Below are 23,840 nucleotides of genomic sequence, written 5' to 3'. Positions count from 1 at the left end.
AACGCCCACGCTCAACGAGGTCGCTGCTATGTCGGGTTCACTGCGCTTGATGACGTTGGCACTACCGCTGCTGGCCGCGCTGGCCGCCTGCAAACCGACACCGCCGGCGCCGCCGGACACACCGCCCGAACCGCAGGCCGGCGCGCTGCGCGCGGCGATCGCGCAGCCGCTGGACCGCGCCAGGCAGGCGCAGGCCGGCACCGAGCAGGCCGCGACCGCGCAGAACGCGGCGATCGACACCGCCACCGGGCAATAATAAAGGTTCATCGCCCAACTGAGTGGAGAGGCGCACGGCCGACCGGTCGGACTTGCTGTTGTCCAGGCAACCCACTGAAGGTCGGCCGCGGCCGAGCAGGATTGTATGTCCCGGCTGGGCGGCTGGGAGGGGTGCGGTGTCCGCAAGCGGCGGCATGCGTCCCGTGGGCAGCAGCGTTGGGGAGTGATCGACCTGGAGCCGGCGCCGGGTGCGCAACGGCACTGCATGGGCTGCGGGCAGACGGTGACAGCGATTGATGACCGCACGATGCGGCGCATCGGCGAGTTGCCGGTATTCGGCGATCCGGTGGAGTTGCATGTGCCGTGTCTGCGCCTGGCTTGTCCGAGGGGCGGCCCCCGGCGGCAGCGGCTGGACTGGCTGGATCGGCATGGCCGGGCGACACGACGGCTGGCCGAGAGCGTGGCGCGGCCATGCGCGGCGACCTCGGTACTGCACGCCGCCCGTTGGCATGGGATCGACTGGAAGACGGCCAAGACAATCGCTTTCAGGACCCTGGAGCGCACGCTGGGGCCGCTGGAGCTGGACGGGGTACGCGCGATCGCGATGGACCAGTTCGCGGTGCACAAGGGCCATCGCTACGCCACCGTCGTGGTGGACGTGGAGCGCAAGCCGGTGCTGTGGGTGGGACGGGGCCGCCCACGGGTCCAGGTCAGAGCCTTCTTCGAACTGCTCGGCCCCCAGCGCTGTGCCGACATCCAGGCGGTGGCGATGGACATGAACGCCGCCTAGGACCTGGAAGTGCGCCAGCACCGCCCAAACGCGCGCGTGGTCTACGACCTGTTCCATGTCATCGCCGAAGACGGCCGCGAGGTCATCGGCCGGGGGCGGGTGGATGCGGCCAACCCCCTGCGCCACGACAAGCCGGCGCGCAAGGCGGTCGAGCGTGCGCACTGGCTCCTGTTGCGCAATCGGGCCAACCTGGCCGAGTCCGAACGGATCCAGCTGAGCGAGGTGCTGCAAGCCAACCAGACGTTGATGACGGTCTACGCGATGAAGGAACAACGCAAGGCGCTGTGGAATGCAGGTACGGCCCGGGCCTGGCGCCGTGCCTGGAGGCAGTGGCGACGCCACGCCCGGGAGAGTGCGATCCCGGCCCTGATGCACTTCGCCAGGTGCCTGCGGCCCGACTGGCGCGGCATCCTCCGTCGGGTACGCTGGCCGAGGCACACCGGCTTGCTCGAAGGCATCCACAACAAGATCAAGGTCATCAAGCCCATCGCCTACGGCTAACGCGATGACGCCCACTTCTTCCTCAAGATCGCGCTGCCTTCCACGCAGTTGGGAGATGAACCAATAAAAAACGCCGGCGTCGGGCCGGCGTCGTCTGGCATGCGGCACGCCCGCCGGGTGGCGGGCATGCCTGGCGCCTGCCTCAGAAGCCGCAGAAACAGTAGGCCAACGCCTTGACCGGCGCGCCGTTGCGCTTGCCGGTGGCGCCCTGCACGAAGCGCAGCTGGGTATCCAGTTCCGGCATGCTTGGCGCCAGCAGCGCATGCGCCAGCGCCGAATCGCCCAGCATCCACGCGCCCATGCGGCTGCCGGCGAAACCGCTGACGAACTGCGCGAACGGCGTGGCCGGCTTCTCGATGTAGCGCACGCGGTACTTGTCGCGATCGCCGAGCTTGGCGCGCGCGGCGGCATCGGCCACCGCGTCCTTGAAGCCGCCGAACGCGTCGACCAGGCCGCGTTCCTTGGCCTGCGCACCGCTCCACACGCGGCCGCGCGCGACCTGGTCGATCGCCTCGACCGGCTTGCTGCGCGCCTGCGCGACCTTGCCGGTGAAATCGGCGTAGCCCTTGTTGATCACCGACTGGATCACCTGCCCCACCGCCGGGTCCATCGGCCGGGTGACGTCGAACGCGCCGGCGAAGCGTGTGGTGCCGACGCCGTCGGTATGCACGCCGATCTTGTCCAGGCTGCGGGTCAGGTTGGGGATCATGCCGAAGATGCCGATCGAGCCGGTGATCGTCGACGGGTCGGCGTAGATGCGATCGGCGTTCATGCTGATCCAGTAACCGCCGGACGCGGCCAGGTCGCCCATCGACACCACCACCGGCTTGCCAGCCGCCTTCAGCGCCACCACCGCGCGGCGGATCTGCTCGGAGGCGAACACTTCGCCGCCCGGCGAGTCCACGCGCAGCACCACCGCCTTGACCGCCTCGTCGTCGCGCGCCTCGCGCAGCAGTTGCGCGGTCGATTCGCCGCCGATGCGCCCGGCCGGCTGCTCGCCGCCGCTGATCTCGCCGGCGGCGACCACCACCGCCACCTGCGGCCGCGAATCCACCGGCGAACGGCGCAGGTCCAACTGCTGCAGGTAACCGTCCAGACCGACGTTGCGGAAGCCGCTGTCGGCATCGTCGTCGGCGACGCCGCGCTGGGTCAGCAACTGCTCGACCTCCTCGCGCGTCTTCAGGCCGTCGACCAGTTTTTGCTGCAGCGCGAACTTGGCCATGTCGCCGCCGGCCGCGGCGATGCCCTCGGGCATCGTATCGATGCCGGCGGCGATCTGCTCGGGCGCCAGCTTGCGCGCCTTGGCAATATCGGCCACGTAGCGCTGCCACACGTCGTTCATCCAGAACAGGTCGGCTTCCTTGGACGCCGGCGACGCGGCATCGAGCACGTACGGCTCGGCCGCGGATTTGAACTCGCCGACCTTGAACAGGTGCACGTCGACACCGAGCTTGTCCTGCAGACCCTGGCGGAAGTACTGGCGGTAGCGGCCCAGGCCCTCCAGCACCACCGACCCCATCGGGTCCAGGTAGACCTCGTTGGCCTGTGCGGCCAGCAGGTATTGCGACTGGTTCAGGCTGTCGCTGTAGGCCACCACCTGCTTGCCGGAACGGCGCAGGTCCTGCAGCGCCGCGGCCACTTCGCGCATCGAGGCGAAGCCGCCCGGTTGCAGCTTGTCCAGGCGCAGCGCCACGCGCTCGATCTTCGCATCGGTCTTGGCCGCTTCCAGCGCGCGCAGCAGATCGCGCAGCTGGATCTCCTCGGCGCCCTTGTCGCCCATCGCCTTGGTCAGCGCGCGGCTGACCGGATCGGCGCTGAACTGTTCGACCACGGTGCCTTCCGGCGCGATCAGCAGCGTGGTGCGGTCGCGCAACGCCTTGGCGCCGTCGCCGCGCGCCATCGCGAACACGATCGCCAGCAGGACCAGCAGCAGGAGGCCGAAGAACACCAGGTTCAGGATCAGCCGGCGGGTGAAGTTCATCACATCCCATAGGCCAACGAAGAAGCTGGCGATGGGGCTGCGACGCACGGGTTGGTTCATGGAAAACTCCGGAAGGAAGACGTCTTGCGCGCGTGCAGCATACCGGCTGCACCGCCGCCGCACATGCGCCTGAAGTCAGGGGACGGCGGTGGCGAGCAGGCGCGCGCTGCTGAGCCGGAAGCGCGCGGCCATCGTCACCGCCGCCGCGCTCAGGCCCAGGATCAACCCGATCCACATGCCCTGGGGCCCCCAGCCCAGCCACAGGCCGAGCCCGGCGCCCAGCGGCATGCCCAGGCCCCAGTAGGAGCACAGTGCGAGCAGCATCGGCACGCGGGTGTCCTTGAGCCCGCGCAGCGCGCCGGCCGACAGCACCTGCACCCCGTCGGGGAACTGGAACGTGGCCGCGTACAGCAACAGCGTGGAGGCCAGCCCGGCCACCGCGATGTCGCGGGTGTAGACGCCGACGATGGCGTCGTGGCCGAGCAGCAACCCCAGCGCCGACAACGTCTGCGTGCCGAGCACGATCGCATAGCCGGCCTGCGCCGCGCCGCGCACCCCGGCCGCATCGCCGGCGCCGGCGGCGCGTCCCACCCGTACCGTGGTCGCCTCGGCCACACCCATCGGCACCATGAAGCACAGCTGCGCCACGTTGATCGCGATCTGGTGCGCCGCCGCCGGCACTTCGCCCTGCCGCGCGATCAGCAGCGCGGTGACGATGAACAGGCCGCCCTCCATCAGGATGGTGATGCCGATCGGCAGCCCGGTCTTCAGCAACCCGGCGAGCGCGCGCGGGTCCGGCGCCTCGAAGCTCGCGAACAGGCGCAGCGGCGCGAAGCGCCGCGAGCGCGCCAGGTAGACGGCAAAGCACAGCGCCTGCAGCCACATCATGATCGCCGAGGCCATGCCGAGCCCGCCGGCGCCGCGCTCGCGCAGCCCGAACAGGCCGAAGGTCAGCACGTAGCCCAGCGGCGCCAGCACCAGCAGCCCGCCGAAGCCGAGCAGCATGGTCGGCAGCGTCCAGTGCATGCCCTCGCTGAGATAGCGCATGCAGAAGTACAGCACCATCGCCGGCACGCCCCAGCGGATCGCATGCAGGAAATCGCGCGCGCCGGGCAAGATCTCCGCGGCGATCCCCAACTGCGGCAGCGCCATCGGCATCACGCTCAGGAACGCGAACATCAGCGCGCCCAGGCCCAGCGACAGCCACAGCGCCTGGCGGAACATCGGTCCGATCAGCGCATGGCGCCTGCCGCCGTCGAGCTGCGACACCGACGCGGTCAAGGCGATCAGGGTGCCGATCGGGATCATCATCGGCAGCCACAGCAGCGCGGTGCCGACCGTCACCGACGCCAGCGTGCGGGTGCCGTGGTGACCGGCGATCGCGTTGTCGACGAAGCTGATCAGGCCAGCGGACAGGTGCCCCAGAACCAGCGGCAGGGCGAGTCGCGCGGTGGTGCGCAACTCGCGGCCCCGGACCGGCGCCGGGGTGGAGGACGAAGACATTGCAAGACTCTGGCGATCCCGCCACTGCGGCCGCGCGGAAAGCGCCGGCACCGGGTGGCGGAGGGCCGGTATCTTACTCTGCGCGCCGGCGCCTTCGCAGGCGCGCAGGTTGCCGGAATCGGCACGACCGGCGGCCCGGGGCCAGGATGACCGGCCACCTTGTTGGTTGTGGAGAGCCGGGATCGGGGAGAACTGAAGCCGGGGCGGCGGCAAGCGCGGCGGACGCGGCGCGGCTCAGCGCGTGGTGCGCTGGCGCAGCCATGCCCCGCGCGCGTCCGCGTCTTGCGCCAGCAACGCGCGGCGCAGCGCCGCGCGTTGCTGCGGCGGAGTGCGTTGCGACAGCACCGCCAGGTGCTTGCGCTGTTCGACCGGCAACGTGCGCAGCAGGCCCAGCAGCGCTGGGCGCTGGGCGCTGGGCACATAGCCGAACAGCGGCTGCAGCGCCCAGAATTCGCTGCCCAGTTCCGGACCCAGCAACCAACCGTGGCGCTCCAGCGCATCCAACGCGGCGAATTGCGCGCGCAGCGTGCGCTGCTGCTCCACCGGCAGGCCGGCGAAGGCGCCGGCCACCTGGCGCAAGCGTGCCTGCACCGCGGCATCCAGCGCCGCCCAGGCGGCCTGCCGCTCGCGCAGCTGCGCCGGCGCCAGGGCCGGCGGCGCCGCGACCGCGCTGGCCTGGGACGGCAGCGGCGCGGCAGCGCCGGCCGGCGGCTGGGCGGCGGCAGCGGCGAGATCCTGCGCGCTCGGCGCGCTGCGTTCGATCCGCGCCGGCGGCGCACCGGCGGCGTACCACGCGTAGAAGTCCAGGTCGTAGACCGCCGGCTCCGGCAGCGACACCGGCGCTGCGGCCGGCAGCGGCGGCGCCGTGGCTGCATCGGACTCCGCCGGCAGTTCCTCCACCTGCACCGGCCCGGTATCGCCCAGCGCCAGGCGCGAGTCGGCGCCGGCCGGCGCCGGCCGCGAGGGCGCGCGGCCCCACCACAGTGTGCCCAGCAGGGCCAGGGCGACGACGACGCTCACCGCTGCCGCCAGGCGCCGCCGGGTCGGGCCGCACCCGTCACCGCTGCGCCGCGCACCGGCCGTCGCCGGCGCAGCGGCGTTCGCTGCGCCGGCGACGGCCGCGTCGCGCAACTGTGCCAGCGCCTGCAACCGTGCCGGCGGCAACGCGCGCAGATGCTGCTGGACGACGTCGGCCAGCGCGCGCCAGCCGGCGGCGTGTGGACGGCCACCGGCATCGCGCGGGCAGGCGCGCGCCAACGCCTGCCGGTAGTCCTGGGTGGACTGGTGCAATGCCTGCGCTGCGGTCGGCTCGTCCAGCCCGGCCACGATCCGCAGCAGCAACGCCAGACGGTCGGCTGCCTCCAACGTGCCCAGGTGGGCCAGCGGCGCGGGCCAGGCGCTGCCGGCCGCAGCAGCGGCCTGGCGCAGTGACGGCACCGCGGCGAGCAGTTTCCAGAAGCGCAGCGGCCAGTCGACCATCGGCAGGGTCGCAGCATGGCGGCGGAATGCGCGCATCGCCGCGGCCAGCGCCGGCGCGGCGCCCTCGACGCTGCCGCTCTGCAGTTCGGCCAGCACCGCGGCGCGGCGTTCGATGCCGCGCAGGAAGGCGGCCAGGGCGGGCAGGGCGATCGCACCGTCGGAGGGAGGCGCAGCGGTCATCGGAACTCCATCATCGGCGCGATGATAGCGATGCCGCCGTCGATCGGCTGCTTCAGGCGCCAGCGGGTCGCCGCAGGCGGCGGGTTGTGCACAGCGCCACCAAGTGACTATCGCGGCCTTCTGTCAAGCCCCCGTGGAATCGTATTGCAATCGTGTTTCACGGCTAACCCATTGTTATAAATGAAATTTATCCAAGTGGCGCTTTTTTGTCCAAGTCGTGGCAGAGGCTTGTGAACCCGTCTTCACGGCGTGGAGCATCGGTCTCATGCACAGCTTTATCCACAGCAGGTGTGGATAAATTCGATTCTCCAAGCGGACCAGCTATTTACGACTTGTTTATCGCCTTGGCGGCAGCTATCGCGCGCCACTTCCGGCTACCCGGAACGGCCGTGGCGCCCGCTAGACTAGGTGCCGATGCCCTTCCCCGCCGCCACCCTCCGCGTCGCCCTGCCGTTGCCGTTGCCGCAGTTGTTCGACTACCTGCCGCCGCCCGGCGACAGCGCCGTGGCCGGCGCCATCGGCCGCCGGCTGCGGGTGCCGTTCGGCAACCGCGAACTGAGCGGAGTGGTCGCCGAACTCGGCCAGGCCGAAGACGGCGCCGGCCTGCGCGAGGCGCTGGCCTGGCTGGACCCGGTCCCGCTGCTGCACGGCGAACTGGCCGATTCGCTGCACTGGCTGGCCCGCTACAGCCACGCGCCGCTGGGCGAGGTGCTGGCGGCCGCGCTGCCGGCGGCGCTGCGCCGCGGCGAGGCGCTGCCCGACACCCATGCCTGGGCCTGGCGCCTGACCGAAGCCGGCGCCAGCCACCGCACCCGTCCCGGCACCCGCCCGCACCGCTTTGCCGAACTGTTGGCGGCCGGACCGCTGGACGAAGACCATCTGGACCGGGCAATGGAAGACTGGCGCGGCCCCGCGCGCAGCCTGGCCAAGCGCGCGCATGCCGAACGCATCGCGGTGTCGGCCAGCACCGCGGCGCCGCAACCGCAACCCGGCCCCATTCCGAACCCGGAACAGCAGGCCGCGATCGACGCCGTCGTCGCCGCGCCGGGCTTCGCCCCGTTCCTGCTCGACGGGGTCACCGGCAGCGGCAAGACCGAGGTCTATCTGCAGGCCATCGCCGCGTGCCTGGCGCGCGGCCGCCAGGCGCTGGTGCTGGTGCCGGAGATCGGCCTGACCCCGCAGACCCTGGCGCGGTTCCGCGCGCGCCTGGGCGTGCCGGTGCACGCGTTGCATTCCGGACGCAACGACAGCGCGCGCGCGCGGGTCTGGGCCGCGGCCTGGCGCGGCGAGGCGCGGGTGGTGGTCGGCACCCGCTCGGCGGTGTTCGTGCCGCTGCCGCAGGCCGGGCTGATCGTGGTCGACGAGGAGCACGACGGCAGCTACAAGCAGCAGGACGCGATCCGCTACCACGCGCGCGATTTCGCCCTGGTGCGCGGCAAGGCGCTGGACGTGCCGGTGCTGCTGGGCAGCGCCACGCCGTCGCTGGAAAGCCTGCACAACGCCGCCGGCGGCCGCTACGCGCACCTGCGCCTGACCCGCCGCGCCGGCGCTGCGCGGCCGCCGACGGTACGCGTGCTCGACGTGCGCAAGCGCCCGCTGCAGGACGGGCTGTCGCCGGAGGTGCTGGCCGGCATCGGCAGCGCGCTGGCCGACGGCGGCCAGGTGCTGGTGTTCAAGAACCGCCGCGGCTACGCGCCGGTGCTGCTGTGCCACGACTGCGGCTGGACCGCGCCGTGCCAGCGCTGCAGCACCCCGCTGCACGCCACGCCGATGACCGTGCATGCCGGCGGCCGGCGCCTGCAATGCCACCATTGCGGCGCGCGGCAGCCGGCGCCGCTGGCCTGCCCGGACTGCGGCAGCCTGGCGCTGCAACCGCAGGGCATCGGCACCGAGCGCCTGGAAGAGCGCCTGCTGCAGGCCTTCCCCGACGTGCCGGTGCTGCGTATCGACCGCGGCACCACCCAGCGCCGCGACGCGCTGGAGACGCAACTGGCCACGCTCGGCACCGCGCCCGGGATCCTGGTCGGCACGCAGATCCTGGCCAAGGGCCACGACCTGCCGCAGCTGACCCGGGTGGTGGTGGTCGGCATCGACGAAGGCCTGTTCTCGGCCGACTTCCGCGCCAGCGAGAAACTGGCGCAGCAACTGATCCAGGTCGCCGGCCGCGCCGGCCGCGCCGCGCGCCCCGGCGAGGTCTGGCTACAGACCCACCATCCCGGCCACCCGCTGCTGGAAACCCTGGTGCACGGCGGCTACCACGCCTTCGCCGCCGCCGAACTGGCGCAGCGCCAGGCGGCCGGCTTCCCGCCGTTCGCGCATCTGGCGCTGCTGCGCGCCGAGGCCAAGCAGGTCGAACACGCCAACGCCTTCCTCGCCGCGGCGCGCGCGCTGCTGCCGGAACGGGACCAGGTGCAACGCTTCGGTCCGATGCCGGCGCCGATGCCGCGCCGTGCCGGTTTCCAGCGCACCCAATTGCTGCTGTCGGCACCGGCGCGACGCGCGCTGCACGCGGTGCTGGACGCGGCGGTCCCGGCGATCCATGCGCTGCCGCAGGCGCGGCGGGTGCGATGGTCGCTGGACGTGGATCCGCTCGATCTGTATTGAGCGGTCAGTTCGCCATGCATGCGTGGCGAACTGACCGCGGGGGCGGGCCGAAATGCCCCGCCCGTCGTCTTACGATGACGCGCCTCAGCGCGCGGCGTCGGTGTCCATCACCGCGTTGCGCTCGGTATCGTGGTACTGCGCTGGATAATTCATGCCGTCGACATGGCACTCACCGAACGTGTGACCGCGATTGATGCCGCCCGGCAACTGCCCGTTGACTTGCTCGGTGGTGCCGTCATTGGGATGGTGCAGGAACAACGACGCGCCCAAATTGCAGACGCCGCTGAAGGGCAGCCACGACACCGGCCTCTCGGCGGACGAGGTCGTGTAGTAATTGACCTTGGCGCGGGCCCAGGAGGGAATGCCTGCCAGCCACGCTTGCGCGCCATCGTAGGTCAGGTCGGTATTGGTACCGCAACCCACGCCCACCACCTTACCGATCGCGGCGAGAATGCCCGCCAGCGCTGTGCCCTGGTAAGGCGTGCCGACCGATTGCAACAACCGCTCGCCGCGTGCGTAGTCCAAGCCGCTGAAGTAATAGGCATACAGATGCAGCGCGGCGATGCCGCCTTGGCTGTGCGCCAACGTGCCGAACGACTGCCAGCGGCTGCCGAATTTGCCCAGCAACCGCGCGAACTGGTCGTTGCTGCGGCTCTGATTCGGATCGAGAAAGGTGGCCGCGTTGCTGAATTGCGCTTCCGGCCAGGTCGGGCCGGAACAATAACCGTGCACCAACAGCAGATGCGCATTCCTCGGGCTCGGCGGGGTCTGTGGCTTATGACCCATGCGCATGACGTCGTCGATGACGATACTGCTATCGGCGACCGGGCTCAGGCCGGCGAGAATCTTGGCCGGCATCACCATCGGCAACGACTTTACTTGCGCCAGCGGCACGAAGTTGTCGGGATCCTCGACGCGCAGGTTGTGCAGCGTGAACGGGGCGAGCGCGCCGGCGCGCGCGATCCAGCGCATATCCAGGCCCAGCGGCAGGTGTCCATCGTGCGGGAACGACATGCCGCCGACCCATGCCACCGGCACCGGCTTCCCGGCAGCGCTGGTGCCCCATACTTCGCCGAACACGCGGTAGTGCGTTGGAGTGTCCGCCCCCTGCGCGAAGATCGGCACGTTCAGCATCAGGCGTCCAGCGTAGCCCTCGCTTACCTGGACATCGCCGCGCACGCGCGTGACGGTATCGATCACCGGCAGCACGTGCTCGGTGGTGCGCACGAACTGCCGCCCATCGCGGTCGCGCCCGTGCACCACCACCTGCGCGATCCACGTACCGGAGCGATCCGGTACGAAACTGCTGCCATAGATCCCGTCGCCAGCCTCGCCATCGCCATGCATACCGTCGTCGGTCATCGCCACCGTCCTTTCCTCGCCGTCGGGGGCGATGATGCGCAGTTCCGCACGCTTGACACGCCCAACCTGGGCGCCAAGCAGCGCCCGACCCCTGGCGTCGCTGCCGCCGAGCACGGTATTGAGCGTCAACGGTTGCCCTACCAATTGATGGCGATTGCGCAGATATGAAGCCAACTCGGTGCGCTCATCGCCCTCCACCATCAGGTAACCCTGTTGCGGCTTCGATAAGTTCGAGCGTAATTGCAATGTCCACGCGCCGTCGGCCGCTTTGTCGACTGCATAGAAAACGCCTTTTGCGCCGGCAACCGATGCACCGAGCGTGGTCGCCTGGCCCTTCAACATGGCGGCGTTGGCCTGTAGCAGCTTGCCCGGAGCGGTGGCCGCAACCTGCCAGTCCGCGTCACCGGAGAAGACCATGAAACGCAGATGGCCGTTTTCCGCCGGTAGCGCGCCTTCCCAGCGCGCCCCGCCAGCCTGCGCGGTCAATTGCACTGGCAGTAGCGCGCTCTTGGACAAGGTCGCCGACTGCGCAGGATCGGGGGACTGCATCTGCGTGAATTCCTCGGGCGGGCCCGCCAATTGCTTGGGCACCAATTCCTCGGCCTGTGCGGCCATTGGCAATATCAAGGCGAATGACAACGAGACAATTGAAAAATAGAGTCTGGACATAGTTACTCATTCCGTAAGAATTGAAGGAAAGAAGGACGCCTGCGCGGTGCAGTTCATCGCATCTGGCGCCATGTTGTGGCGAGCACGTGCTTAGGGATAGTCTGATCAACGCGGTCGGAGGATGAGGCAAGCCATATCGACCACGCCCACGGCGCTCAGACCCTCGGTTTTTCGCCGTTTCCGGCGCATTTCCGGGGTATTTCCCGGATTACAGGCACACCCTCCCCACGACAGGCAGCAACTGCTTTCGCTTCAGCCACAGGTTCGACAGCGCAAACAGCGTCAGCACTTGCGCCGTGTTCTTCGCCAGGCCGCGATAGCGCACCTTGACGTAGCCAAACTGGCGCTTGATCACCCGGAACGGATGCTCCACCTTCGCCCTCAGGCTGGCCTTGGCGTGCTCCCAGCGCTGTGCCCACTTCAATTCGCGCTTGCTCTTGATCTGCTTCAGCTTCGAGGGCTTCTCCGCGATCAGATAGCGCAGCTTGCGCTTGCTCGCCATCTCCTCGCGCTTGGCCAGCCCGGTGTAGCCGCTGTCGCCGCATACCGTGTCTTCCTTGCCGTGCAGCAGCTTGTGCGCCTGGGTGATATCTGCGGCGTTGGCCGCCGTGCATTCCAAGTGGTGCACCAGCCCGGACTCATCGTCCACGCCGATGTGCGCTTTCATCCCGAAGTAGTACTGATTGCCCTTCTTGGTCTGGTGCATTTCCGGGTCGCGCTCGCCGTTCTTGTTCTTGGTCGAGCTGGGCGCGGCAATGATCGTGGCGTCCACGATGGTGCCGCCGCGCAGGCTCTGGCCCTTGCGCGATAGGTGCGCGTTGACCCGGTTGAACAGCGTGCGCGCCAGATCGTGCGTCTCCAGCAACCGGCGGAAGTTGAGGATCGTGGTCTCGTCCGGCACCTCATCCAACCCGCCGATCCTGGCGAAACGGCGCATCGACGCCGTGTCGTACAAGGCTTCTTCCGCGCCCGGGTCGCTCAGTGCGTACCACTGCTGCAGAAAGTGGATGCGCAGCATTGTCTCCAGCGGGTACGGCTGACGGCCCGGATGGCCCGACTTCGGATAGTGCGGCGCGATCAGCGCCAGCAGGTCTTTCCACGGCACCACCTGATCCATCTCGGCCAGCAACCTTTCGCGCCGCGTCTGCTTGCGCTTGCCGTTGTACTCCGCGTCGCCGAAAGACAATTGCATCGTCGTTGTCCTGTTGGGCTTTGTACGATTGTCGCAGGATCAGAGGGAGTTGTTCAGACCATCCTTAGAACGCGTTATGCACGTTTTGTGCAACTCCCCCCGCTTTTGTGGCGCCACGATGCGGCGTTGCTGGCCTTGCCAAGGCGGCCTTGGCCTTGCCTGCGGCCTGCGCCTTGCCTAGCGGCACAAAAGCGCCGATAACGCGCCCAAATGTACATAACACGCTGTAGCGGCATCATGCAGGCGCGCAGCGGCAGTTGGGCGCCGGCAAACAGCGTGCCTGCCATCAGACGGGTCCGATGCCGGCACGCGCTGCATTGGTCGTAGATCGCAGCACCACGCTTGAAACGCGACCGCACCCGCCCGGCACAGCAGGGACGGCGAAATCCCTTGCGGCCACCGCCATTTGTACAGAGTGCGGTAGCACTTGGCCTCGGCGCCGTAGGACGCGAAAAACTCGGGCATCGACAATCCCGCTTGGAACTGCACCGCATCGATGCTCATCACGCCACCTCGTTGTCTTCAGATGACGGCAGCATCAACTCAGGGCGGCGCAGATCCTGCGACGGCTGGCTGAAGGTCAGGGCTGATCAGGAAATTTCATGCGAGAAGGAATACTAGAATTCTCCATGTATTCAACGCTCGCAGGAACAAGAATTTTCTTGTTCCGCCCGCAAATTTCCACAGACGCAAGCTCCGATCGAACACCCACTGATCGTCACCAGCGGCGGCGCATGGACCGACAAGCTCTCACAGCCGAGCACCGCGCGGCCAGCGCCATCCATAGGCGCATCCGCTGCCGGTGGCACGCGTAGCCGTTCAGCGCCAGCGCCAGTGCCGAACATGCGCACGCCGACGCAGCGGCTTCCTGCGCGAACTGCTATCGTGCCTGCTGCTGGGCAGGGCGGCCTGCCGACACCATCTCTAGGTTCTTCCATTTCTATTTCTATGGTTCTTGCCCTGCGATGATCTCATCACTTCCCCACCTGATCGTGGTCGGTGGCGGTTTCGCCGGGCTGTGGGCCACGCGTGCGCTGGCCGGGGCGCCGCTGCGCATCACCTTGATCGACCGCCGCAATCATCACCTGTTCCAGCCGCTGCTGTACCAGGTCGCCACCGCCGGGCTGTCGTCGCCGGACATCGCCGCGCCGCTGCGGCAGATCCTGCGCAGGCAGGACAATGTGGAAGTGCGCCTGGGCGACGTCGTGCGCGTGGGCAAACAGGCACGGCAGGTGCATCTGGCCGACGGCCAGACGCTGCACTACGACTACCTGCTGGTCGCCACCGGCGCCACCCATGCCTACTTCGGCCACGACGAATGGGCCGCGCACGCGCCCGGCCTGAAGACGCTGGACAACGCGCTGTACCTGCGCCGCCACCTGCTGCTCGCGTTCGAGCGCGCCGAGGCCGAGAGCGACCCCGCCGCGCGCGCGGCCTGGCTCAGCTTCGCCATCGTCGGCGGCGGCCCGACCGGGGTGGAACTGGCCGGCACCCTGGCCGAGATCGCGCGGCATACGCTGAAGCACGAGTTCCGCTGCATCGACCCGGCCGAGGCCAGGGTGCGGCTGATCGAAGCCGGGCCGCGCGTGCTGGCCTCGTTCCCCGAGCGGCTGTCGGCCAAGGCGCAAAAGCAGTTGGAGAAGCTCGGCGTGGAGGTGCAGACCGGGGTGCCGGTCGCCGCCATCGACGCCAGCGGCTACCGGCTGGGTGGCGACTTCGTGCCCGCCCGCACCGTGGTCTGGGCCGCCGGCGTGGCGGCTTCGCCGCTGGGGCGGACGCTGGACGTGCCGCTGGACCGCAGCGGCCGCGTGCAGGTGCAGCCGGACCTGAGCGTGCCCGGCCATCCGGACGTGTTCGTCGCCGGCGACCTGGCCGCGGTGCAGCAGGTCGGCGGCAGGCCGGTGCCCGGGGTGGCGCCCGCCGCCAAGCAGATGGGCCGGCATGTGGCCGAAAACCTGCTGCAACGGTTGCGTGGCGCGCGCGGCGACGCGCCGTTCCGCTATGCCGACTACGGCAACCTGGCCACCATCGGGCGCATGGCCGCGATCGTGCATCTCGGCCGCCTGCAGCTGTCCGGCCTGCTGGCCTGGTGGTTCTGGCTGGCGGCGCACGTGTTCTTCCTGATCGGATTCCGCAACCGCCTGGTGGTGCTGCTGAACTGGGCCTGGGCCTACTGGAGCTACCAGCGCGCGGCGCGGATCATCCTCGGCGACGACGCGCACGACCCGAAGCCTGCGCCCGCCGCGCCGGAGCCGCCCGCGGCGGCGTGACAGCCTGCGCCGCGGCTGCGATGCTAGCGGCCCTTTGCCGCTGCACCGTGCCGTCTTGGCGACCTTTCTGTTTTTGCTCGACCTGCTCGGCACCTTCGTGTTCGCCACAGCGGCGCCACTGTCGGCGTGCGCCACCGCCTGGACCTGTTCGGCGTGCTGGTGCTGTCGTGTGCGGCCGCGGTGTCCGGCGGCATCGCCCGCAACGTGCTGATCGGCGCCACCCCGCCGGCCGCGCTCGGCGATGCGCGCTATCTCGGCGTCGCCTGCCTGGCCGGCCTGCTGACCTTCTACGGCCACGCCACAGTCGAACGCCTGCGCAACCCGGCGCAGATCTTCGACGCACTCGGCCTGGCGCTGTTCGCGGTCTACGGCACCAGCAAGGCCCTGGCGTTCGGCCTGGGCGCGCCCAGCGCAACCCTGCTCGGCATGCTCAGCGGGATCGGCGGCGGCATCGTCCGCGACCTGCTGGTGGCACGCACGCCGGTGGTGCTGCAGGCCGAGCTATACGCGGTGGCGGCGCTACTCGGCGGCGGCGTGGTCGCCGCGGCGCAGGCGCTGCACCTGCCGCAGCCGTGGGGACTGGCGATCGGCGCCGCGCTGTGTTACGGCCTGCGTTTCATGGCGATCCGCCACGGCTGGCATCTGCCGGTGGCGCGCCCGCGGGAGCCATGAGCGTCAAGAAAACCGCTGTGCCTGCCATGGCAGTCTCGGCGCCGTCCATGATTCGGTGATCCAAGCGCTGTCTTTTCATCCCGATGGAGTCGCAATTGGCGAGATCATCCAAACCGTCAACTCGTCCCTGGGGCCGACGCCTGCATCTTCGATCCGCTCCTATCTCAACCTTAATACTCCCAGGCTATTCGCTAGGGAAGGCCTGAACAAGCCACCGATCCAAGCGGCGTGATCGGATGCGGCTGATTGACCGGCAAATGGATACGCATATTTCACTCATTCAGGCCATTTCAGGCCGTAACCTGCGGAAACACCCCATCCTTTCCAGTTCGCAGGCACACCTTCCCCGTCATCGCCAACAACTGCCTGCGCGCCATCCATAGGTTCGACAACGCAAACAGCACGTTCAACTGCGCATCGTTCTTGGCCAGCCCCCGATAACGCACCTTCCGGTGACCGAACTGCCGCTTGATCACCCTGAACGGATGCTCCACCCGCGCCCGCACCTTGGCGATCAGGTGCTCGACGAGTTCGCTGAGAGTCTTCAACTCGCCCTCCGCCAGCGCCCTGATCCGGCTCCGCCGCTCGGCAATGTTCCAGCACACGCGCTTACCCTTCAGTTCCTCGCGCTTGTCCGCCCCGGTCTACCCCGCATCGGCGTAGACCTCGCGCTCCTTGCCGTGCAGCAACTTCTCCGACTGCGTCACATCGGCCACGTTCGCGGCGATCGACACCACCGTGTGCACCAGGCCCGAGTCCCGATCCACCCCGATGTGCGCCTTCATCCCGAAGAACCACTGCTGGCCTTTCTTGGTCTGGTGCATCGTCGGATCGCGCGTGCCGCTGCTGTTGTTCGTCGAACTCGGCGCCTCGATGATCGTGGCGTCCATGATCGTTCCCTGCCGCAGCAACAATCCCTTGCCTTGGAGATGCCGGTTCACCGCCTCCAGCAGCTTCGGCGCCAATCCATGCCGTTCCAGCAAATGCCGGAAATTGAGGATCGTCGTCTCATCCGGTATCGCCTCCAGCAACGACAGCCGTGCGAACTGACGCATCGAGGCGATCTCATACAGCGCCTCCTCCATCGCCGGATCGCTCAACGCATACCACTGCTGCAGGAAGTGAATGCGTAACATCGTCTCCAGCCCATACGGATGGCGGCCTCGACCGGCCTTCGGGTAGTGGGGCGCGATCTGCGACAGCAGCGCGCTCCACGGCACCACCTGTTCCATCTGCGCAAGGAACACCTCGCGGCGGGTCCGCTTGCGCTTACCGGCATGCTCGGCGTCGGAGAAGCTAAGCTGCGTCATGTATCGCGCCCTCGATCAGATCTTGATAGTGTCGCCGATATGGGAGGCTAGGGCCTGTTAACACTAATGGCCCGAGCGTTTAAACTATCGGGCATGGAGATCACGCCAGCACAATTTTCCCTAAACCAACCTGAGAGTTCCCCCGGCTCTGCCGGGGATGCAGTAGAAGTTTGACGTATCCGGGAGTCCATCCCGGAGACTCCGCAACGTGAGCGGCCAAGCACACGAGACGGAGAAACCGAGATGGATGAGTTTGAGAGCTTAAGTCACACCAGGTGGGAGTGTCTGTACCACGTTGTGTTCATACCGAAGTGTCGCCGTAAGACACTGTATGTGGGTCTGAGGAAGCATCTAGGAGAGGTGTTCCGGCGATTGGCCGAGCAGAAGGAGAGCCGGGTCGAGGAGGGCCATCTGATGCCAGATCACGTCCATATGCTGTTGAAGATTCCGCCGAAGTAGGCGGTGTCGCAGGTGGTGGGCTATATCAAGGGCAAGAGCGCCATCCACCTAGCGCGGGTGTATGTGGAGCGGAAGCGGAACTTTGTAGGGCAGAGCTTCTGGGCGCGAGGTTACTTCGTTACGAGGGTAGGTCGGGATGAAGGGTTGATCGGGGCATACATCCAGAACCAAGAGGCGGAAGATCGGCGCTTGGACCAATTGCAGTTGCCGAGGTAGTCGGCCACCTTCAGGTGGCCCTAACAAGGGAGGCGCGTAGCGCTCCCGCAGCCGCTTTGAGCGGCTCACATCTCTAAAGCCCCCGGCTTTGCCGGGGGATATTTACTCTGCGGATCACGTATCAGGCCACGAAAGTCCTTGCCAATGAACGTGATGTCGATGCTGTCATTGTCAACGGTCGGCACGGAGGAATTGATCTCCGCTTGCGCCGCCAATGCGCCGACAAAGGCCCGGTTGAATTGTTCTTTGCGCGCAGTGATATGCATCGACGTGGACACGCCCCCGTTACGCTTAGTGCCGATGACCGACAGCGAGCTATTCCGTAGCACCGCCGACGTCCCCCCGCTTTCAGTAGCGGGGCTCTTTAGAGTCCGGGTTTCATCGTAGCGGCTTTGGCCGCTAGCTGTTGGGCATAGGCGGCCGGGGTCAGGCCGCCCAAGATCTTCTTCGGTCGCTCCTCGTTATATTCCCGTCGCCAGGTCTCGATCTCGGTGCGGGCGTGCAGCAGCCTCGGGAACCAGTGCTCGTTGAGGCATTCGTCGCGCAGGCGGCCGTTGAAGCTCTCGATGTAGGCGTTCTGGTTCGGCTTGCCTGGCTGGATCAAGCGCAGCTGCACACCGCGCTCGTGGGCCCACGTCACCATCGTCTTGCCGCAGAACTCCTTGCCGTTGTCGGTGCGGATCACCTGCGGCAGACCCCGTGTCAGCGCCAGCCGATCCAGCACCCGGGCCACGCCGTGGCCGGAGATGGCCCGCTCCACCTCGATCGCCACCGCCTCGTGCGTGGCATCGTCGACGATGGTCAGGGCCTTGAGCACCCGGCCCTCGGCGGTGCGGTCGAACACGAAGTCCATCGACCAGACCTGGTTGGCGGTTCCAGGCCGAAGCAACGGTTGGCGCTCGCCCAGCAGCACCTTCTTCCGCTTGCGCCGGCGCACCTGCAACCTGGCCTCCTGATACAGCCGTTCCACCCGCTTGTAGTTCACCGGCCACTGCTCCTGCCGCAGCTTCAGATAGATCATCCCGACGCCGTAGCGCTTGTGCCGCTGCGCTAGCGCCAGGATCCGCTCGCGCAGCTCGACGTTGCGATCCGGACGTGGGACGTAGCGCAGCGCGCTGGCGCTCATCCGCACCACGGCCAGCGCCCGCCGCTCAGGGAGCCCGCGCTCCATCAGGTGCCGCACCAGCATCCTGCGCGCCGGTGCGGTCACCACTTTTTTCGCAGGGCGTCCTTGATGACGTCGTTCTCGAACAGCTGCTCGGCCAGCAGCTTCTTCAGCCGCGTGTTCTCCGCCTCCAGCTCCTTGAGCCGCTTGGCCTCCGGCACGCTCATGCCGCCGAACTTGCTGCGCCACAGGTAGTAGGAGGCCTCGCTGAACCCGTGCCGCCGGCACAGGTCCTTCACCGCCACGCCGGCTTCGGCCTCACGCAGGAAGCCGATGATCTGCTCTTCGGAAAAGCGCTTCTTCACGTCCAATCTCCGTCTCGTTGGGGATTGGACTCCAAATCGCCGTGCTACTCAAAACCGGGGGGACGTCGCCCCGACACCGGATGGTATGGCGCGATGAGGGCGAGCAGCTGCTTCCAAGGCACCACCTGCCCCATCTCCGCCAGGAACATCTCTCGGCGGGTCTGCTTGCGCTTGCCCAGCCCTTCCGCACCACCGAACGCCAGTGGCATGGATGACTCCTCACTCTGAGGCGATAGTGTCGCGTATCTGGAGGTGTTTGTTCAGAGGTTCCTTGGAGGTCGCGCCATACTGCCCAGCGCGGTGGCTCCTTAGACTCAACTTCCAAGCGCAACACCCTCTCAGCCAGTAGGGTGTATGCATGTCAAGAAGCTATCTCCACCTGAGCGCAGAAGAGCGCGCGGTACTCCAAATCGAAACGCGACGTGGTCAGAGCTTACGCTCGATATCCAGGCTGCTGGATAGAAGCCCGTCGACATCGAGCAGGGAGCTGGCCAGGCAGCAAGCCACGGTCTACCGTGCTCGAGAGGCGGCCATGCGTTACCGGACACGACGTCAGCACAGCGTTCGGCGGCGACGGCTGACACCGGGAACGGATTTATTCCAGATGGTGCGCGATCATCTGGTGCTGTGGCGCTGGTCGCCCCAGCAGATTGCTGCCAAGCTGCTCCTCATGTCCCCGGATGATCCTGCCCAGCGCGTCAGTCACGAAACCATCTACGCCACGATCTACGCGCACCCGCGCGGCGGCCTGAAAAAGGAGCTTGTGGAGGCGTTGCGCCAGCGCAGGCCGTCCCGGGGATCACGGCGCACGACCGCCGCCAAACGCAGCTGGGTGCCTGAGGAACCGCGGATCGTGCACCGACCCGAAGAGGTGCAACAGCGGTTGGTCCCAGGACATTGGGAAGGTGACTTGATCAAGGGAGCGTTCAATCGTTCCTGTGTTGGCACCCTGGTGGAGCGCAAGACGCGTTTTGTGGTGCTGTGCCGGATGGACGGCTGCACCGCCACAGACGCACTGGAAGGTTTCACCCGTCAGATGAAGAAGCTCCCCGCATCCATGCGAACCAGCTTGACCTATGACCGTGGCACCGAAATGACGCGCTATGCCGAGCTGATGGAACGGTTGAACATCGACCTGTGGTTTGCCGATCCGCACGCACCGTGGCAGCGCGGAAGCAATGAGAACACCAACGGTCTACTTCGCCAGTTCCTGCCCAAGGGGGCGGACCTATCCGCCGTCAGCCAGGAATACCTCAATCACATCGCGTTGCTGATGAACACTCGCCCTCGCCAGACACTTGGCTGGAAGACGCCTAGCGAGGCAATGGAAGCGGACATCGCAGCGTTCAAATCACGTGTTGCACTTGAATCTTGAGACCGCCCTGCGTCCCGCCGTCCTGGCGACCGGGGCGCACTATCGGGAACGGCCCTGTCGCGGCTGAAGCGGTTTCTACAGAGGGGCGTGCCGTGGCTCGCGGTGATGGGTGCGCTTACCCATGCACGCCGTCGATCTCCACCGCCAGTTCGTCGCGGCAGATCACCGCGTGCAGCAGCAGGCGCGGGACGCGGTCGCCGAAGCGGGCGTCGAGGGCGGCGGCGACCAGCGGCAGGTCGGTCGCTTCGCGGACGTAGACCTTCAGCCGGGTGCGGTCGCCGAACTGCGCCGGCAGGTCCGGCGCGTGGCGGCGCGCGGCGGCCAGCAGCGCATCGAAGTTGGCGAAGGTTTCTTCCAACTGCGCCAGCAGCTGGCCGCTGTGCATCGAGGCATGGCCGACCACGCTGGCGGTGCCGGACAGCAGCAGCGGCATGTCGCCGCCGGCCGGCGGCAGCATCGCGCGGGCGAAGCTCGGCGGCTGCGGACCGTATTGGCGCGGGTAGCGGTATGCGCTGACCTGGCGCGGGTTCTCCAGCGGCGTGCCGGCCTGCGCGGCGGCCAGCCAATAGATCTGCATCACCCGGGCGTGGTCGCAGCGGCCGACCGCGGTGGCGGCCGGCAGCAGGCTGGCGTCGAAATCGCCCAGTCCGCGCGCGCGGCCGACGCAGAACCGGCGGTAGCGCTCGCGGTCGCCGCTGCCCAGGGTGATCGCATCGAGATAGTTCCAGATGCGCATCAGGCGCGGCGTGGCGCCGCCGGCGACGAATGCGGTGATCTGCGCATAGGCCAGCGCCGAGGCGTCCGCGATATCCAGCGCCCGCTCGTCGATCTCGATCACGCCGAACTGCAGGCGATCATCGCCGGCCCAGGCGATGTCGCCGTGGCGCCCGCTGCGCACCGGCGCATCGGTGCGCCAGACCTCGAGCACGCGCGGGCCGTGCGGCTGCAGCGGTACGCGCAGGTAGCGCGGGTCGTGGTGGTGCGGGGCGTCGCCGCCGAAGCCGAACACCGCCAGTACCCGCTCGTCGCGCAGCAGCGCGTCAGGGTCGGTCTCGGCGACGTAGTCCACTTGCAGCTGCGGATGGCGCTGGTCGTGGTGCGGGGAATGCGGGTACGGCCGGCTCATGCATTGTCTCCGTGCAGGGTATCGCCGTGGAACGGTTCGCGTGCCTGGCGGCGGCGCTGGCGCCAGGACCGCCAGGCGCGCGACAGCATCGCGGCCGCGGACATGGCGTAGATCGCACGGAACACGCGCAGCCGTCGCCACACCGCGCGGTTGTCGAACACGTCGCCGGCCAGCATCGCCACCACGGCCTGTTCCACCTGCAGCACGTTGCGCGGCTGCGCGAACAGCTCGCGCATGGTGGGCGAGGTGAAGCGGTAGATGAACCACTTGAACTCGTTCAGGCCGCGGCGCAGGTGTTTTTCCAGGCCGCGTTGCAGCCGCGCCTCGCGCGCCGGATCGCGCAGCGCCGCGTCCACCATTGCCGCGCCGCGCTCGGCGCTGTGCATCGCCAGGTACACGCCGGAGGAGAACATCGGGTCGACGAACGCGTAGGCGTCGCCGAGCATCAGCCAGCGCGGTCCGCTCATGCGCGTGCATTCGTAGGCGTAGTTGCCGGTGGCGTGCACCGGCGCCACGCGCTGCGCGCCGGCCATGCGCGCGGCCACGTCCGGGTTCAGCGCCAGGGTGCGCAGCAGCAACGCCGCGCTGTCGCTGCCCTGGCGCGTCTTCATATACGCCGGGTAGCACACCGCGCCGACGCTCATCACGTCGTCGGGCAGCGGGATCAGCCACATCCAGCCGTGCGCGTGGCGGTAGATGCTGATGTTGCCGGCATCCTCGCCGGGGCGCCGCGCCACCCCGCGGAAATGGCTGAACAGCGCCGCCGACTGGTGCCTCGGGTTGGCGCGCTTGAGTTTGAGCCTGTTGCCGAGGAAGGCGTCGCGGCCGCTGGCGTCGATCAGATAGCGTGGGCGGAACGTACGCACGCCGTCGGCGCCGCATGCCTGCACCAGCGGCCGCTCGCCGTCCAACTGCACCGCCTGGACCCTGGTCTGCTCGCGCAGGTCGGCGCCGGCGGCGCGGGCGTGGGCGAACAGGATCCGGTCGAACGCGGCGCGCGGCACCTGGAACGCGTAATCGGACTGCGCGTCCAGGGCCTGCGCGAAGCGGAAGGTGTTGTAGCCGCCGGCGTCGTTGGGGAAATCGGCGCCGAGCTTGAGCACGCCGATCGCGCGCACCTGCTCGAGCACGCCCAGCCGCTGCAGGATGGGGATGTTCATCGGCAGCAGCGATTCGCCGATGTGGAAGCGCGGGTGGCGGTCCTTTTCCAGCAGGGTCACCTTCCAGCCCTTTTGCGCCAGCAGGGTCGCCGCGGTGCAGCCGGCCGGGCCGCCGCCGATCACCAGCACGTCGGGCGTCTCCGCCGCGGGGGCCTGCGGCGGGGCGGAGAAGGACCCGGAAGCGGCGGTGGAATTCATCCTGAAAAACCTGCGGCGGACATGCGAGACGAACGCCATGATAGCTTGCCTGCCAGGGTCGGACAGTTGCGTCGCTACGCCCGATGCACCATCGTGTCGCACCCATTCTCTAGCTTGGAAGCCCCTGAATGTCTTCGCAAACTGCCGCCGAACGTGAACTGGCCGAGTTGCTGGTCGAGAGCCTGAACCTGGAAGACGTGCAGCCCGGCGACATCGATCCGGAGGCGCCGCTGTTCAATACCGGGCTGGGACTGGACTCGATCGACGCGCTGGAGCTGGCGCTGGCGATCAGCAAGCGCTACGGCTTCCAACTGCGTTCGGACAACGACGAAAACCGTCGCATCTTCGCCTCGCTGCGCGCGCTGTCGGCGCATGTCGAAGTCAACAAGACCAGTTGACCCGGTCGGCGCCGCACCCTGGGCGCTGGCCCTGGGCGTGCTGCTGGCGCTGGCGTACTCGCCGCTGGCGCATTGGGCCAACGCCGCGCACCGTCCCGATCTGGCCGTGCTGGCCGCTGCGGCGCTGGTGCTGATGGTGCTGGTGGAGCCGATGGCGCGGCGGCGGCCGTGGGCTTGGGCGCTGGCGCTGCTGGCGCTGGCCGCGCTGGTGCCGTTGTGGCGCTCGCCGCATGCGCTGCTGCTGTTGGCCGTGCCGCCGGTGCTGTTCAGCGCCTGGGTGGCCTGGTTCTTCGGGCGCAGCCTGCAGCGCGGGCGCACGCCGCTGATCTCGCGCATCGTCGAGGCGCTGTACCGCCAGGCGCAGATGCCGATCACGCCCGCGCAGCTGCGCTATACGCGGCGGCTGACCCTGGCGTGGACGCTGCTGCTGGTTGCCATGACATTGCTGAACCTGTTGCTGGCGCTGTGCGCCGTGCCGAGCGGGGTGTTGGCGCAGCTGGGGCAGTCCTCGCCGCTGCCGATCGGCGACGCGCGCGCCTCGCTGATCGCCAACCTGCTCGGCTACGGGGTCATCGGCGGCTTCTTCGTCGGCGAATACCTGATGCGCGGGCGCTGGTTTCCGCAGCGTCCCTACCGTAATCTGCCTGACTTCCTGCACCGGTTGGCGCGGCTGGGGCCGGTTTTTTGGCGCGATCTGTTGCGCTGACGC

At 68.2% G+C, this 23,840-nt stretch carries 15 protein-coding genes and 6 pseudogenes; 9 read left to right on the top strand and 12 right to left on the bottom strand.

Features of this window, described 5'->3' with window-relative positions; all coding sequences use genetic code 11:
• Nucleotides 1-28: 28 nt before the first annotated feature.
• Both G4Q83_RS20225 and G4Q83_RS23815 read left to right on the top strand, forming a co-directional pair.
• Nucleotides 29-256, top strand: coding sequence for a hypothetical protein (locus G4Q83_RS20225; protein ID WP_128419974.1), 228 nt, complete (start codon nucleotides 29-31; stop codon nucleotides 254-256).
• A 105-nt stretch (nucleotides 257-361) separates the two neighbouring features.
• Nucleotides 362-1,507, top strand: a pseudogene (locus tag G4Q83_RS23815) (ISL3 family transposase).
• A gap of 142 nt (nucleotides 1,508-1,649) precedes the next feature.
• Here G4Q83_RS23815 and sppA read toward each other — a convergent pair.
• The 3 genes and pseudogenes from sppA to G4Q83_RS23810 all read right to left on the bottom strand — a co-directional run.
• Entirely contained in the window at nucleotides 1,650-3,548 is a 1,899-nt protein-coding gene (gene sppA, locus G4Q83_RS20215; RefSeq protein WP_128421568.1) for a signal peptide peptidase SppA, read from the bottom strand.
• Between the two features lie 75 nt (nucleotides 3,549-3,623).
• On the bottom strand, nucleotides 3,624-4,991 hold the full coding sequence (locus G4Q83_RS20210) for an MATE family efflux transporter (RefSeq protein ID WP_128421567.1): 1,368 nt from the start codon (nucleotides 4,989-4,991) through the stop codon (nucleotides 3,624-3,626).
• A 702-nt stretch (nucleotides 4,992-5,693) separates the two neighbouring features.
• A pseudogene (locus G4Q83_RS23810) lies at nucleotides 5,694-6,650 on the bottom strand (hypothetical protein); the annotation flags it as partial.
• A 414-nt stretch (nucleotides 6,651-7,064) separates the two neighbouring features.
• Between G4Q83_RS23810 and G4Q83_RS20200 the strand changes: the two are divergent.
• Nucleotides 7,065-9,254, top strand: a complete 2,190-nt coding sequence (locus tag G4Q83_RS20200; RefSeq protein WP_128421566.1) for a primosomal protein N' — start codon at nucleotides 7,065-7,067, stop codon at nucleotides 9,252-9,254.
• 84 nt (nucleotides 9,255-9,338) lie between these two features.
• Here G4Q83_RS20200 and G4Q83_RS20195 read toward each other — a convergent pair whose 3' ends face one another.
• From G4Q83_RS20195 to G4Q83_RS20185, 3 genes and pseudogenes are all read right to left on the bottom strand, one after another.
• Nucleotides 9,339-11,285, bottom strand: a complete 1,947-nt coding sequence (locus G4Q83_RS20195) for a choice-of-anchor X domain-containing protein (protein ID WP_128421565.1) — start codon at nucleotides 11,283-11,285, stop codon at nucleotides 9,339-9,341.
• A 208-nt stretch (nucleotides 11,286-11,493) separates the two neighbouring features.
• Nucleotides 11,494-12,477 (bottom strand): IS5 family transposase, encoded by a 984-nt coding sequence (locus G4Q83_RS20190; protein WP_185817191.1) that lies wholly within the window; start codon nucleotides 12,475-12,477, stop codon nucleotides 11,494-11,496.
• A 227-nt stretch (nucleotides 12,478-12,704) separates the two neighbouring features.
• A pseudogene (locus G4Q83_RS20185) lies at nucleotides 12,705-12,981 on the bottom strand (transposase); the annotation flags it as partial.
• 461 nt (nucleotides 12,982-13,442) lie between these two features.
• On the opposite strand from G4Q83_RS20185, the gene G4Q83_RS20180 reads away from it, so the two are divergent.
• On the top strand, nucleotides 13,443-14,747 hold the full coding sequence (locus tag G4Q83_RS20180) for an NAD(P)/FAD-dependent oxidoreductase (RefSeq protein WP_128421913.1): 1,305 nt from the start codon (nucleotides 13,443-13,445) through the stop codon (nucleotides 14,745-14,747).
• Between the two features lie 55 nt (nucleotides 14,748-14,802).
• Nucleotides 14,803-15,419, top strand: a pseudogene (locus G4Q83_RS20175) (trimeric intracellular cation channel family protein).
• Nucleotides 15,420-15,709: 290 nt separating this feature from the next.
• Here G4Q83_RS20175 and G4Q83_RS20170 read toward each other — a convergent pair.
• Nucleotides 15,710-16,729: pseudogene (locus G4Q83_RS20170) on the bottom strand (IS5 family transposase).
• Nucleotides 16,730-16,972: 243 nt separating this feature from the next.
• On the opposite strand from G4Q83_RS20170, the pseudogene tnpA reads away from it, so the two are divergent.
• A pseudogene (tnpA, locus tag G4Q83_RS20165) lies at nucleotides 16,973-17,404 on the top strand (IS200/IS605 family transposase).
• A 65-nt stretch (nucleotides 17,405-17,469) separates the two neighbouring features.
• Here tnpA and G4Q83_RS20160 read toward each other — a convergent pair.
• The 3 genes from G4Q83_RS20160 to G4Q83_RS20150 all read right to left on the bottom strand — a co-directional run bounded on the left by G4Q83_RS20160 (nucleotide 17,470) and on the right by G4Q83_RS20150 (nucleotide 19,083).
• The gene (locus G4Q83_RS20160) at nucleotides 17,470-17,670 is read right to left on the bottom strand and encodes a hypothetical protein (RefSeq protein ID WP_185817275.1); all 201 of its coding nucleotides are present in this window, start codon (nucleotides 17,668-17,670) and stop codon (nucleotides 17,470-17,472) included.
• Nucleotides 17,671-17,768: 98 nt separating this feature from the next.
• A protein-coding gene (locus tag G4Q83_RS20155) for an IS3 family transposase (RefSeq protein ID WP_185817403.1) occupies nucleotides 17,769-18,874 on the bottom strand; the annotation gives its coding sequence in 2 pieces (ribosomal slippage) (nucleotides 17,769-18,616 and nucleotides 18,616-18,874; 1,107 coding nt in all).
• A 44-nt stretch (nucleotides 18,875-18,918) separates the two neighbouring features.
• A complete protein-coding gene (locus G4Q83_RS20150) occupies nucleotides 18,919-19,083 on the bottom strand; it encodes a hypothetical protein (RefSeq protein WP_425480359.1) in 165 nt (54 codons plus the stop codon).
• A gap of 149 nt (nucleotides 19,084-19,232) precedes the next feature.
• On the opposite strand from G4Q83_RS20150, the gene G4Q83_RS20145 reads away from it, so the two are divergent.
• Nucleotides 19,233-20,249, top strand: a complete 1,017-nt coding sequence (locus tag G4Q83_RS20145) for an IS30 family transposase (RefSeq protein ID WP_185817247.1) — start codon at nucleotides 19,233-19,235, stop codon at nucleotides 20,247-20,249.
• Between the two features lie 115 nt (nucleotides 20,250-20,364).
• Here G4Q83_RS20145 and G4Q83_RS20140 read toward each other — a convergent pair whose 3' ends face one another.
• The gene (locus tag G4Q83_RS20140; protein ID WP_170069189.1) at nucleotides 20,365-21,375 is read right to left on the bottom strand and encodes a chorismate transformation FkbO/Hyg5 family protein; all 1,011 of its coding nucleotides are present in this window, start codon (nucleotides 21,373-21,375) and stop codon (nucleotides 20,365-20,367) included.
• Entirely contained in the window at nucleotides 21,372-22,733 is a 1,362-nt protein-coding gene (locus tag G4Q83_RS20135) for an NAD(P)/FAD-dependent oxidoreductase (RefSeq protein WP_128421161.1), read from the bottom strand. Before G4Q83_RS20135 ends, G4Q83_RS20140 begins: the two co-directional genes overlap by 4 nt.
• A gap of 128 nt (nucleotides 22,734-22,861) precedes the next feature.
• Between G4Q83_RS20135 and xanC the strand changes: the two genes are divergently transcribed.
• Together xanC and G4Q83_RS20125 are read left to right on the top strand one after the other, a co-directional pair.
• Nucleotides 22,862-23,131 carry a xanthomonadin biosynthesis acyl carrier protein XanC gene (gene xanC, locus G4Q83_RS20130; RefSeq protein ID WP_128421162.1) on the top strand — a complete coding sequence of 90 codons (270 nt, stop codon included), beginning with the start codon at nucleotides 22,862-22,864 and terminating at the stop codon, nucleotides 23,129-23,131.
• Complete coding sequence (locus tag G4Q83_RS20125; RefSeq protein WP_128421163.1) at nucleotides 23,106-23,837, top strand: COG4648 family protein; 732 nt, start codon at nucleotides 23,106-23,108, stop codon at nucleotides 23,835-23,837. Before xanC ends, G4Q83_RS20125 begins: the two co-directional genes overlap by 26 nt.
• The last annotated feature ends 3 nt before the right edge of the window (nucleotides 23,838-23,840 follow it).

Origin of the sequence: Xanthomonas theicola (genome assembly GCF_014236795.1) — a bacterium.
GTDB lineage: Bacteria > Pseudomonadota > Gammaproteobacteria > Xanthomonadales > Xanthomonadaceae > Xanthomonas_A > Xanthomonas_A theicola.
Note: the sequence above shows the minus strand (reverse complement) of the source record. Positions and strands in the feature narration are given on the sequence as shown.